Here is a 13,729-nt window from a genome sequence, read left to right on the forward strand (position 1 = left end):
AACACAGTTTTGAGGTTGTAGATGAAACTGACGAAGTCAGCTCAAAACACAGTTTTGAGGTTGTAGATGAAACTGACGAAGTCAGTAACCATACATACGGCAAGGCGACGCTGACGAAGTTTGAATTGGATTTTCGCAGAGTGTAAATTGTTGAAACTAGGTTGTCATACAATGTATACCACTTGGGCTTTGGCAGTAGCTAACTGCACTAAATATAATATAAGGAGGGTTTTATGGGGAAAGGCCATTGGAATCGGAAAAGAGTTTATAGCATTCGTAAGTTTGCTGTGGGAGCTTGCTCAGTAATGATTGGGACTTGTGCAGTTCTATTAGGAGGAAATATAGCTGGAGAATCTGTAGTTTATGCGGATGAAACACTTATTACTCATACTGCTGAGAAACCTAAAGAGGAAAAAACGATAGTAGAAGAAAAGGCTGATAAAGCTTTGGAAACTAAAAATGTAGTTGAAAGGACAGAACAAAGTGAATCTAGTTCAACTGAGGCTATTGCATCTGAGAAGAAAGAAGATGAAGCCGTAACTCCAAAAGAGGAAAAAGTGTCTGCTAAACCGGAAGAAAAAGCTCCAAGGATAGAATCACAAGCTTCAAGTCAAGAAAAACCGCTTAGGGAAGATGCTAAAGCTGTAACAAATGAAGAAGTGAATCAAATGATTGAAGACAGGAAAGTGGATTTTAATCAAAATTGGCACTTTAAACTCAATGCAAATTCTAAGGAAGTCATTAAACCGGATGCAGATGTATCTACGTGGAAAAAATTGGATTTACCGTATGACTGGAGTATTTTTAACGATTTCGATCATGAATCTCCTGCACAAAATGAAGGTGGACAGCTTAACGGTGGGGAAGCTTGGTATCGCAAGACTTTCAAACTAGATGAAAAAGACCTCAAGAAAAATGTTCGCCTTACTTTTGATGGCGTCTACATGGATTCTCAAGTTTATGTCAATGGTCAGTTAGTGGGGCATTATCCAAATGGTTATAACCAATTTTCATATGATATCACTAACTATTTGAACAAAGATGGTCGTGAGAATGTGATTGCTGTCCATGCAGTCAACAAACAGCCAAGTAGCCGTTGGTATTCAGGAAGTGGTATCTATCGTGATGTGACTTTACAAGTGACAGATAAGGTGCATGTTGAGAAAAATGGGACAACTATTTTAACACCAAAACTTGAAGAACAACAACATGGCAAGGTTGAAACTCATGTGACCAGCAAAATCGTCAATACGGACGACAAAGACCATGAACTTGTAGCAGAATATCAAATCGTTGAACGTGGTGGTCAGGCTGTGACAGGTCTAGTACGTACAGAGAGTCGTACCTTAAAAGCACATGAATCAACAAGCCTAGATGCGATTTTAGAAGTTGAAAGACCAAAACTCTGGACCGTTTTAAATGACAAACCTGCCTTGTACGAATTGATTACGCGTGTTTACCGTGACGGTCAATTGGTTGATGCTAAGAAGGATTTGTTTGGTTACCGTTACTATCACTGGACTCCAAATGAAGGTTTCTCTTTGAATGGTGAACGTATTAAATTCCATGGAGTATCCTTGCACCACGACCATGGGGCGCTTGGAGCAGAAGAAAACTATAAAGCAGAATACCGTCGTCTCAAACAAATGAAGGAGATGGGAGTTAACTCCATCCGTACAACCCACAACCCTGCTAGTGAGCAAACCTTGCAAATCGCAGCAGAACTAGGTTTACTCGTTCAGGAAGAGGCCTTTGATACTTGGTATGGTGGCAAGAAACCTTATGACTATGGACGTTTCTTTGAAAAAGATGCCACTCACCCAGAAGCTCGAAAAAGTGAAAAATGGTCTGATTTTGACCTACGTACCATGGTCGAAAGAGGCAAAAACAACCCTGCTATCTTCATGTGGTCAATTGGTAATGAAATAGGTGAAGCTAATGGTGATGCCCACTCTTTAGCAACTGTTAAACGTTTGGTCAAGGTTATCAAGGATGTTGATAAGACTCGCTATGTTACCATGGGAGCAGATAAATTCCGTTTCGGTAATGGTAGCGGAGGGCATGAGAAAATTGCTGATGAACTCGATGCTGTTGGATTTAACTATTCTGAAGATAATTACAAAGCCCTTAGAGCTAAGCATCCAAAATGGTTGATTTATGGATCAGAAACATCTTCAGCTACCCGTACACGTGGAAGTTACTATCGCCCTGAACGTGAATTGAAACATAGCAATGGACCTGAGCGTCATTATGAACAGTCTGACTATGGGAATGATCGTGTGGGTTGGGGGAAAACAGCAACCGCTTCATGGACTTTTGACCGTGACAACGCTGGCTATGCTGGACAGTTTATCTGGACAGGTACGGACTATATTGGTGAACCTACACCATGGCACAACCAAAATCAAACTCCTGTTAAGAGCTCTTACTTTGGTATCGTAGATACAGCCGGCATTCCAAAACATGACTTCTATCTCTACCAAAGCCAATGGGTTTCTGTTAAGAAGAAACCGATGGTACACCTTCTTCCTCACTGGAACTGGGAAAACAAAGAATTAGCATCCAAAGTAGCTGACTCAGAAGGTAAGATTCCAGTTCGTGCTTATTCGAATGCTTCTAGTGTAGAATTGTTCTTGAATGGAAAATCTCTTGGTCTTAAGACCTTCAACAAAAAACAAACCAGCGATGGTCGTACCTACCAAGAAGGTGCGAATGCTAAGGAACTCTATCTTGAGTGGAAGGTTGCTTACCAACCAGGTACCTTGGAAGCTGTAGCTCGCGATGAAGCTGGAAAAGAAATTGCACGTGACAAGATTACCACTGCAGGGCAACCAGCAGGAGTTCGCCTCGTCAAGGAAGAACACGCCATCGCCGCAGATGGAAAAGACTTGACTTACATCTACTACGAAATCGTAGACAGTGAAGGAAATGTTGTACCAACTGCCAATAATTTGGTTCGTTTCCAATTGCATGGACAAGGTCAACTAGTCGGTGTCGATAATGGGGAACAAGCCAGCCGAGAACGCTATAAGGCGCAAGCAGATGGTTCATGGATCCGTAGAGCCTTTAACGGTAAAGGGGTTGCCATCGTTAAATCAACTGAACAAGCAGGTAAATTCACTCTGACTGCCCACTCAGATCTCTTGAAATCGGACCAAGTTACCGTCTTTACTGGTAAGAAAGAAGGACAAGAGAAGACTGTTTTGGGGACAGAAGTAGCAAGAGTTCGTACATTAATTGGTAAAGAACCAAAAATGCCGAAAACAGTAGGTTTTGTATACAGCGACGGTAGTCGTGAAAAACTTCCAGTAACTTGGTCTCAAGTCGATGTTAGTCAAGCAGGAGTTGTGACTGTTAAAGGTACAGCAAATGGACGTGAGGTAGAGGCTCATGTCGAGGTTCTAGCAATTGCGAAAGAATTACCAACAGTTAAACGTATTGCTCCAAATACTAACTTGAATTCTGTAGACAAATCTGTTTCCTATGTTGTGACTGATGGAAGTGTACAAGAGTATGAAGTGGACAAGTGGGAGATTGCCGAAGAAGATAAAGTTAAGTTAGCAATTCCAGGTTCTCGTATTCAAGCGACCGGTTATTTAGAAGGTCAACCAATTCATGCAACCCTTGTGGTAGAAGAAGGAAATGCTGCAGCACCTGTAGTGCCAACTGTTACTGTTGGAGGTGAGGCAGTAACAGGTCTTACTAGTCGACAACCAATGCAATATCGTACTCTATCTTATGGTGCCCAACTGCCAGAAGTCACAGCAAGTGCTGAAAATGCTGATGTGACAGTTCTTCAAGCAAGCGCAGCAAACGGCATGCGTGCGAGCATCTTTATTCAGCCTAAAGATGGTGGCCCTCTTCAAACCTATGCAATTCAATTCCTTGAAGAAGCACCAAAAATTGCTCACTTGAGCTTGCAAGTGGAAAAAGCTGACAGTCTCAAAGAAGACCAAACTGTCAAATTGTCGGTTCGAGCTCACTATCAAGATGGAACGCAAGCTGTATTACCAGCTGATAAAGTAACCTTCTCTACAAGTGGTGAAGGGGAAGTCGCAATTCGTAAAGGAATGCTTGAGTTACATAAGCCAGGAGCAGTCACTCTCAAAGCGGAATACGAGGGAGCTAAAGGCCAAGTTGATCTCACTATCCAGGCCAATACTGAGAAGAAGATTGCGCAATCTATCCGTCCTGTAAATGTAGTCACAGATTTGCATCAGGAACCAAGTCTTCCAGCAACAGTAACAGTTGAGTATGACAAAGGTTTCCCTAAAACTCATAAAGTCACTTGGCAAGCTATTCCGAAAGAAAAACTAGACTCCTATCAAATATTTGAAGTACTAGGTAAAGTTGAAGGAATTGACCTTGAAGCGCGTGCAAAAGTCTCTGTAGAAGGTATCGTTTCAGTTGAAGAAGTCAGTGTGACAACTCCAATCGCAGAAGCACCACAATTACCAGAAAGTGTTCGGACATATGATTCAAATGGTCACGTTTCATCAGCTAAGGTTGCATGGGATGCGATTCGTCCAGAGCAATACGCTAAGGAAGGTGTCTTTACAGTTAATGGTCGCTTAGAAGGTACTCAATTAACAACTAAACTTCATGTTCGCGTATCTGCTCAAACTGAGCAAGGTGCAAACATTTCTGACCAATGGACCGGTTCAGAATTGCCACTTGCCTTTGCTTCAGATTCAAATCCAAGCGACCCAGTTTCAAATGTTAATGACAAGCTCATTTCCTACAATAACCAACCAGCCAATCGTTGGACAAACTGGAATCGTACTAATCCAGAAGCTTCAGTCGGTGTCCTATTCGGAGATTCAGGTATTTTGAGCAAACGTTCAGTTGATAACTTAAGCGTTGGCTTCCATGAAGACCATGGAGTTGGTGCACCGAAGTCTTATGTGATTGAGTATTATGTTGGTAAGACTGTCCCAACAGCTCCTAAAAACCCTAGTTTTGTTGGTAATGAGGACCATGTCTTTAATGATTCTGCCAACTGGAAACCAGTTACTAATCTAAAAGCCCCTGCTCAACTCAAGGCTGGAGAAATGAACCACTTTAGCTTTGATAAAGTTGAAACCTATGCTGTTCGTATTCGCATGGTGAGAGCAGACAACAAACTAGGAACGTCTATCACAGAGGTACAAATCTTTGCGAAACAAGTTGCGGCAGCCAAGCAAGGACAAACAAGAATCCAAGTTGACGGTAAAGACTTAGCAAACTTCAACCCTGATTTGACAGACTACTACCTTGAGTCTGTAGATGGAAAAGTTACGGCAGTCACAGCAAGTGTTAGCAACAATGGCCTCGCTACCGTCGTTCCAAGCGTTCGTGAAGGTGAGCCGGTTCGTGTCATCGCGAAAGCTGAAAATGGCGACATCTTAGGAGAATACCGTCTGCACTTCACTAAGGATAAGAACTTACTTTCTCATAAACCAGTTGCTGCGGTTAAACAAGCTCGCTTGCTACAAGTAGGTCAAGCACTTGAATTGCCGACTAAGGTTCCAGTTTACTTCACAGGTAAAGACGGCTACGAAACAAAAGATTTGTCAGTTGAATGGGAAGAAGTTCCAGCAGAAAATCTGACAAAAGCAGGTCAATTTACCGTTCGAGGCCATGTCCTTGGTAGTGATCTTGTTGCTGAGTTCACTGTACGAGTGACAGACAAGCTAGGCGAAGCTCTTTCAGATAACCCAGAGTATGATGAAAACAGTAACCAGGCCTTTGCTTCAGCCACTAACGATATTGATAGAAACTCCCATGACCGTGTGGATTATCTCAATGACGGAGATCATTCAGAAAATCGTCGTTGGACAAACTGGTCTGCAAGACCGTCTACCAATCCAGAAGTATCAGCAGGCGTAATCTTCCGTGAAAATGGTAAGATTGTAGAACGGACTGTTGCACAAGGAAAAGTTCAGTTCTTTGTAGATAGTGGTACAGATGCACCATCTAAACTTGTTTTGGAACGTTATGTCGGCCCAGACTTTGAAGTGCCTATCTACTATTCAAACTACCAAGCCTACGAATCTGGACATCCATTTAACAATCCAGAAAATTGGGAAGCTGTGCCTTATCGTGCGGATAAAGACATTGCAGCTGGTGATGAAATCAACGTAACATTTAAAGCTATCAAAGCCAAAGTTATGAGATGGCGTATGGAGCGTAAAGCAGATAAGAGCGGTGTTGCGATGATTGAGCTGACCTTCCTTGCACCAAGCGAATTGCCTCAAGAAAGCACTCAATCGAAGATTCTTGTAGATGGAAAAGAACTTGCTGATTTCGCTGAAGATCGTCAAGACTACCAAATCACCTATAAAGGTCAACGGCCAAAAGTCTCAGTTGAAGAAAACAATCAAGTAGCTTCGACTGTGGTAGATAGTGGAGAAGATAGTCTTCCAGTACTTGTTCGCCTCGTTTCAGAAAGTGGAAAACAAGTCAAGGAATACCGTATCCAGTTGACTAAGGAAAAACCAGTTTCTGAGAAGACAGTTGCTGCTGTACAAGAAGATTTTCCAAAACTCGAATTTGTTGAAAAAGATTTGGCATACAAGACAGTTGAGAAAAAAGATTCAACACTGTATCTAGGTGAAACTCGTGTAGAACAAGAAGGAAAAACTGGTAAAGAACGTATCTTTACAGCGATTAATCCTGATGGAAGTAAGGAAGAAAAACTCCGTGAAGTGGTAGAAGCTCCGACAGACCGCATCATCTTGGTTGGAACCAAACCAGTAGCTCAAGAAGCTAAAAAACCACAAGTGTCAGAAAAAGCAGATACAAAACCAATTGATTCAAGTGAAGCTAGTCAAACTAATAAAGCCCAGTTACCAAATACAGGTAGTGCGGCAAGCCAAGCAGCAGTAGCAGCAGGTTTAGCTCTTCTAGGTTTGAGTGCAGGATTAGTAGTTACTAAAGGTAAAAAAGAAGACTAGAAATTTTGATACCTTCTTTATCATTAAAGACCAAAGAAAAACTCTTGTCCTAAATAGAAGATAAAGAGCCTGAGACAAAATAGTTCTCAACCACAAAAAAGCTAGATATTTCCAATTGCGGAACTCTAGCTTTTTAATTTTGAGTCGTTCTCTTATTGTATAGTAGATTGAAACTAGAATAGTACACTTCTACTTCTAAAACATTGTTAGAAATCAATTTGACTGTCCTTATCGATTTGTCCTGTTCTTATTTCATTTCACTATGTTTTAGGAGGTTATTGGCCATAAGTACCAATCCCATGTCAATTCTCACTTGACGCATCCCTCTCAGATTACATCTCTTGTAACCCAAACAAGCCTTTATCTGCCCAAAGACAGGTTCCACATCAATCTTGCGTTGAGCGAAAATCTGTCTACCTTGGGGAGATAAAAGCGCCTGACATTCTTTAACTTTCAAGTTTTGATAGCCTTCGTTCATATACAGTCCCTTTTGAGGGGCTGATTCAGGTTCGTCGGCGTAGTAAACCTTGATTTCCTGTTGCAAGTCTGTCTGTGTTTTCTGATGTTTGATATGGTGAAAACGATAGCACCAGCCATCAGGATGTGTGTAGCTATCCTCCTTGTTATCATAGTGCCAATTCGCTAAGTTTCTAGCTGACTGTTTATACCCTCTCTTTTGTTCCTTGTCAAACATGGCATATTTAATCAGAAGGGGAGTGATTTCTTCTTGAAAATAGACCTGTATCTGTTCTTGAAGTTTGGCGGAGAATTTCTCTGTCGTTTTCTTCCACACAAAACTATACTTGTTGGCATTGGCTTCAATCTTAGTTCCGTCAATAAACAGACAATCTAAGGTCACTAACTCTTCCATTTTTAAACGAAGATTGAGGTCGATGAAAAGATCACGAATAAGGTCTTCCATCCCTTCAGCGACTCGAAAACGATTGATGGTGCGATAGCTGACAACCAACTGCCCTGTTAGGTATTGCATAGCCAGATTTTCAATCATCATTTTTTCAATTTTTCGCCCAGAGAAAATCCCTTGTGAATAGGCAAATAGAAGAGCAGATACAAGCATTTTTGGGTGATAAGACGGGCGACCAAAGGCATGATAGAAGGCGTGGAAGTGATAATCCTCCAAGGTATTCACCACTTTTTCAATAGTAAAGACGAGATGGTCTTGTGGCAAGAAGGAACTGATTTCTAGTGGTAAAGTTGTTTGATTTGTGTTATAGTGAATATGCATGGGATAGCCTTTCTAAATGGTTTATTAAGCAATTCTATTTTACCAAGACTATCGCAACCATGCAAAAAAGCAACGGCAAATCCGTTGCTTTTTTTGGAGATAAGAGACTATTGTCTCAGACTCTTTTCTTTGTATAAAATTGTATAGTGTTATTGTCTATACTATTTTGTAGAGAAAGCAAAAATCCCTAGAAAAAAATGCTTAGGGATTCGACTATTTCATTAAGAACAATTCAACAATCATTTCTATATACATGATAAGGGTTAATAAGAATCCTGCACGCCAGAAGAATTTGATGAATTTAGGATAGTAAAAGCTGCGTTTTTTCAAAAGGAAGAAAAAGACGAGAATAATGGCTAGGAACGAGAGGGCTAGCCCCAGTCTAGGGAGGAAATTATGGGTAAAGGTTTTAGCTGTAATCAAGTAATACTCAAATACCAAGACTGGAAAAGCCAAATCCGCAAAGTTTCGTCCTAGTTTTTTTAATCTAAAAAGTTTGGTTAGGATAATGCAGACGACTAAGGTCAGTATCAATAATAAAATAGATGCTAATTTCATTAAAATCATACCCATATTGTATCATAAAAAAAGGCTAATGGAAACGAGAAACAGAGGAATTTATAGGAAAGTCAGGCTTTTGAGATTGTGGGTGATTTTTGTTATAATGAAAGTCATGAAATCTTATAATACCTTGAATGATTATTATCGAAAACTCTTTGGAGAAAAGACTTTTAAAGTCCCTATTGATGCGGGATTTGGCTGTCCCAATCGTGATGGAACTGTGGCTCATGGAGGCTGTACTTTTTGTACGGTTTCAGGTTCTGGAGATGCTATTGTAGCCCTAGATGCGCCTATCCGTGAGCAATTTTATAAGGAAATTGACTTTATGCACCGTAAGTGGCCAGATGTTCAGAAGTATCTGGTTTATTTTCAAAATTTTACCAACACCCATGAAAAGGTGGAAGTTATTCGAGAGCGTTATGAACAGGCTATCAATGAGCCAGGTGTGGTAGGAATCAATATTGGAACGCGTCCAGACTGTTTACCAGACGAAACCATCGAATATTTGGCTGAGTTATCGGAGCGCATGCATGTGACGGTTGAATTGGGCTTGCAGACTACTTATGAAGCAACCTCTGACCTGATTAACCGTGCGCATTCTTATGAATTGTAGGTGGAAACGGTCAAGCGTTTGAGAAAGTATCCCAAGATTGAGATTGTTTCCCATTTGATCAATGGTTTGCCTGGTGAAACCCATGAGATGATGGTTGAAAATGTCCGCCGTTGTGTCACGAATAACGATATTCAAGGGATTAAACTGCATTTGCTCCATCTTATGACAAATACTCGTATGCAAGGAGATTACCATGAGGGACGTTTACAATTGATGAGTCAGGACAAATATGTTAAGGTCATCTGTGACCAACTGGAAATCATTCCCAAACATATTGTCATCCATCGAATCACAGGAGATGCACCTAGGGATATGCTGATTGGGCTTATGTGGAGCCTCAATAAATGGGAAGTCCTTAATAGTATTGAGACGGAGATGCGACGTCGTGGAAGTGTTCAAGGATGCAAGGCTGTAAAACAGGAGTTTGAAAATGAAAAGACCACTTGAAATGGCACATGATTTTTTGGCTGAGGTTGTAACTCAGGACGATATCGTAGTGGATGCGACTATGGGAAATGGTCACGACACCCTTTTTCTAGCCAAATTAGCCAAGCAAGTCTATGCCTTTGATATTCAGGAACAAGCCTTGGAAAAGACCCAAGAGCGTTTGCATCAGGCTGGCCTGACAAATGCCCAGTTAATCTTGCAAGGTCATGAGACACTGGACCAGTTTGTGACAGAAGCCAAGGCAGGGATTTTTAATCTGGGCTATTTGCCGTCAGCTGATAAGTCTGTCATTACCCAACCTCAGACAACGATTGAAGCATTAGAAAAGCTGTGTAGCTTACTTGTCAAAGGGGGACGGATTGCTATTATGATCTACTATGGTCATGAAGGAGGCGACCTCGAGAAAGATGCTGTCTTGGATTTTGTTAGCCAGTTGAACCAACAAGAGTATACAGCTACTATTTACCGAACTTTAAACCAAGTCAACAACCCACCATTTTTAGTAATGATTGAAAAATTAGAGAGATATAGACATGGATAAACAATACCTACGTGAAAAGCTGGATGCCATGCGCCAGAATTTTGTTGAGTCAACCCACCACGAACGAGCGGTGGGCGTGCTAGACCAAGCGCATATGAGCAAAAAAATGCTTAAAATCAAGAAAAAATTAGTTGCTCTTGAAATGGAACGGTGCCAGAGAAAAATTGAGCACAAAGACTGTTCCAAGATTGACCAAAAAATCAAAGAGCAGAAGGAGATTTTTGAATCCTGTTGTAAAAAAGACTAAGGAGGGATAGCGTGGAATTACTGATTTACCTCATCCTATTTTTACTGGTCTTGATTGTCTCAAGTACAACCAATAAGCTCCTGCCCTTTTTGCCTCTCCCTTTGGTGCAAATTCTTTTGGGAATTGTGATTGGTCTCTTTTTACCCAATACCGACTTTCACCTCAATACGGAGTTGTTTTTGGCACTGGTTATCGGGCCTTTGCTTTTCAGAGAGTCGGAAGAAGCGGACATTACAGCTATTTTAAAACACTGGCGAATCATTATCTATCTCATATTTCCAGTGATTTTCATCTCGACCCTGAGTTTGGGTGGTTTGGCCCACCTTCTTTGGTTCAGTCTTCCCTTGGCAGCTTGCTTGGCTGTTGGTGCAGCTCTTGGCCCTACGGACTTGGTGGCTTTTGCTTCTCTTTCGGAGCGTTTTAGCTTTCCTAAGCGCGTGTCTAATATCCTTAAGGGTGAAGGACTCTTGAATGATGCTTCTGGCTTGGTGGCTTTTCAGGTATCTTTGACAGCTTGGACAACTGGAGCCTTTTCCCTTGGGCAAGCTAGTAGTTCGCTCATCTTTTCAATCCTAGGCGGTTTTTTGATTGGTTTTTTAACAGCCATGACCAACCGTTTCCTCCATAGCTTCTTGCTAAGTGTGAGAGCAACGGATATTGCTAGTGAGCTCCTTCTGGAATTGAGTTTGCCCTTGGTAACCTTCTTCCTAGCAGAAGAAGTCCATGTTTCAGGGATTATTGCCGTTGTAGTTGCTGGGATTTTAAAGGCGAGTCGCTTCAAGAAAATCACGCTCCTCGAAGCCCAAGTGGATACGGTGACCGAGACGGTCTGGCATACAGTGAACTTTATGCTCAACGGTTCTGTCTTTGTGATTTTAGGGATGGAGTTGGAAATGGTAGCAGAGCCTATCTTGACCAATCCAATCTATAATCCCTTACTGTTATTGGTATCTCTTATAGCCCTTACCTTTGTCCTCTTTGCTATTCGTTTTGTCATGATTTATGGCTACTATGCCTATAGGACTAGACGTCTCAAGAAAAAGCTAAATAAGTATATGAAGGACATGCTTCTCTTGACCTTCTCAGGTGTTAAGGGAACCGTGTCGATTGCTACGATTCTTCTGATACCAAGTAATCTAGAGCAGGAGTATCCTCTCTTGCTTTTCCTTGTCGCAGGTGTGACGCTTGTCAGCTTTTTAACAGGCCTCGTGGTCTTACCTCATCTTTCTGATGAGCAGGAAGAAAGCAAGGATTATCTCATGCATATCGCCATTTTAAATGAAGTGACGCTAGAGTTGGAAAAAGAGTTGGAAGACACTAAAAATAAACTTCCTCTCTATGCAGCCATTGACAATTATCATGGACGTATTGAAAATCTCATTTTAAGCCAAGAAAACCAGGATGATCAAGAAGACTGGGCTGCTTTGAAACTCTTGATTCTTAGTATTGAAAGTGATGGATTGGAACAGGCCTATGAAGAGGGGAACATTAGCAATCGTGCTTACCGAGTTTACCAACGTTATCTGAAAAATATAGAACGAGGAATCAATCGTAAGTTTGCGTCACGATTGACCTATTATTTCCTTGTTTCTTTGCGGATTTTACGTTTTCTCCTTCATGAAGTTTTTACTCTCGGAAAGACCTTCCGTAGCTGGAAGGACAAGGAGCAAAGCCGTCTCCGTGCTCTTGATTATGACCAAATTGCAGAGCTCTATCTTGCCAATACAGAGATGATTATTGAAAGTTTGGAAAACCTGAAGGGAGTCTATAGACGCTCTTTGATTAGTTTTATGCAGGAGTCTCGTCTTCGTGAAACAGCTATTATCAGCAGTGGTGCCTTTGTCGAACGGGTTATTACACGTATCAAACCTAATAATATTGATGAAATGCTGAGGGGCTATTATCTGGAGCGCAAGTTGATTTTCGAATACGAAGAGAAACGATTGATTACGACCAAGTATGCCAAGAAATTACGACAAAATGTCAATAACTTAGAGAACTATTCTCTGAAGGAAGCTGCCAATACCCTGCCTTATGATATGGTGGAATTGGTAAGAAGAAATTAGTTAATACTCTTCGAAAATCTCTTCAAACCACGTCAGCGTCGCCTTACCGTAGGTATGGTTACTGACTTCGTCAGTTTCATCCACAACCTCAAAGCAGGGCTTTGAGCAACCTGCGGCTAACTTCCTAGTTTGCTTTTTGATTTTTATTGAGTATAAGATTGTAAGTAAAGGAGTGTGACATGAAAAAAATGCTGGAAAGAGCTAATAGACAAGCCTTTAGTAAAAGCTTTTTTGCATTATTATCAAGCATCAGATAGTGAATTGACCAGTGTCGCAGTAGCCTACTATTGGTTGATTTCGATTTTTCCCCTGCTTTTGGTGGTGGTCAATATCCTCCCTTATTTTCAGATTCCTGTGGGAGAATTTCTGGGCTTTATGAAAGACGTCCTGCCCCCGAGCCTTTATGAAGGTGTGGAAAAAATAGCCAGAGAAGTCTTGACGCAACCTTCAACAGGTTTGTTGAGTTTTTCTGTCTTGTCGGCGCTATGGAGTTTTTCAAAATCTATGAATTTCTTGCAAAAAGCTTTTAACAAGGCTTATGGAGTCGAAAAGAGTCGTGGACTTATTTCCCATCAGATGGTAAGTCTCCTAGTCAGTTTTGGTTTACAGATCCTCTTTGCTTTTGCCTTGTTTCTGAGCTTATTTGGACAGATGATTTTGGATTTACTTGCTCATTATTGGATAAAAGATGGCATTATCTATCAGGCTTTACAAGGTTTGGCAGGTCCTCTGACTTACGCCCTCCTCTTTGCTATCTTGGTCATGCTTTATTATTTTCTTCCCAATCTATCTAACAGGAAACTTAGTTATACCCTACCAGGCAGTTCCTTTGTTCTCTTAGTGATTTTAGGTTTACTAACTCTGTTCTCTAGTTATCTCAATTACTATGTCCATCATTTAGTGGACGTCCGAATTTTAGGTTCAGTTCTTCTTGTTGTTATGATGTTTTGGTTTATCTTGATTGCTAAAATTGTTATCCTAGGCGCGGTGATCAATGCCAGTATACAGAGTTTGAAAGATCCGGTCTTTAAAAAAGATTAACTATTTATCTATTACAAAAGCGCATAGTATCA

7 protein-coding genes and 1 pseudogene are annotated in these 13,729 nt (G+C 41.1%); 6 read left to right on the top strand and 2 right to left on the bottom strand.

Features of this window, described 5'->3' with window-relative positions:
* Nucleotides 1–233: 233 nt before the first annotated feature.
* Nucleotides 234–6,935 carry an LPXTG-anchored adhesin/beta-galactosidase BgaA gene (bgaA, locus tag HT701_RS07610; protein WP_172931385.1) on the top strand — a complete coding sequence of 2,234 codons (6,702 nt, stop codon included), beginning with the start codon at nucleotides 234–236 and terminating at the stop codon, nucleotides 6,933–6,935.
* Between the two features lie 247 nt (nucleotides 6,936–7,182).
* Here bgaA and HT701_RS07615 read toward each other — a convergent pair whose 3' ends face one another.
* Entirely contained in the window at nucleotides 7,183–8,181 is a 999-nt protein-coding gene (locus HT701_RS07615; protein ID WP_138699624.1) for a transposase, read from the bottom strand.
* Nucleotides 8,182–8,394: 213 nt separating this feature from the next.
* Nucleotides 8,395–8,754 carry a DUF3397 domain-containing protein gene (locus tag HT701_RS07620; RefSeq protein ID WP_000525405.1) on the bottom strand — a complete coding sequence of 120 codons (360 nt, stop codon included), beginning with the start codon at nucleotides 8,752–8,754 and terminating at the stop codon, nucleotides 8,395–8,397.
* A 91-nt stretch (nucleotides 8,755–8,845) separates the two neighbouring features.
* Here HT701_RS07620 and HT701_RS11505 point away from each other — a divergent pair.
* The 5 genes and pseudogenes from HT701_RS11505 to HT701_RS07650 all read left to right on the top strand — a co-directional run bounded on the left by HT701_RS11505 (nucleotide 8,846) and on the right by HT701_RS07650 (nucleotide 13,697).
* A pseudogene (locus tag HT701_RS11505) lies at nucleotides 8,846–9,802 on the top strand (TIGR01212 family radical SAM protein).
* On the top strand, nucleotides 9,786–10,343 hold the full coding sequence (locus HT701_RS07635; protein WP_172931388.1) for a class I SAM-dependent methyltransferase: 558 nt from the start codon (nucleotides 9,786–9,788) through the stop codon (nucleotides 10,341–10,343). Before HT701_RS11505 ends, HT701_RS07635 begins: the two are co-directional and overlap by 17 nt.
* The gene (locus HT701_RS07640; protein WP_000361085.1) at nucleotides 10,336–10,590 is read left to right on the top strand and encodes a hypothetical protein; all 255 of its coding nucleotides are present in this window, start codon (nucleotides 10,336–10,338) and stop codon (nucleotides 10,588–10,590) included. Before HT701_RS07635 ends, HT701_RS07640 begins: the two co-directional genes overlap by 8 nt.
* Nucleotides 10,591–10,601: 11 nt before the next feature.
* On the top strand, nucleotides 10,602–12,656 hold the full coding sequence (locus HT701_RS07645) for a sodium:proton antiporter (protein WP_119920154.1): 2,055 nt from the start codon (nucleotides 10,602–10,604) through the stop codon (nucleotides 12,654–12,656).
* 204 nt (nucleotides 12,657–12,860) lie between these two features.
* Nucleotides 12,861–13,697, top strand: a complete 837-nt coding sequence (locus HT701_RS07650; protein ID WP_172931389.1) for a YhjD/YihY/BrkB family envelope integrity protein — start codon at nucleotides 12,861–12,863, stop codon at nucleotides 13,695–13,697.
* The last annotated feature ends 32 nt before the right edge of the window (nucleotides 13,698–13,729 follow it).

Source organism: Streptococcus sp. 10824 (assembly GCF_013276595.1).
Taxonomy (GTDB): Bacteria; Bacillota; Bacilli; order Lactobacillales; family Streptococcaceae; genus Streptococcus; species Streptococcus pseudopneumoniae.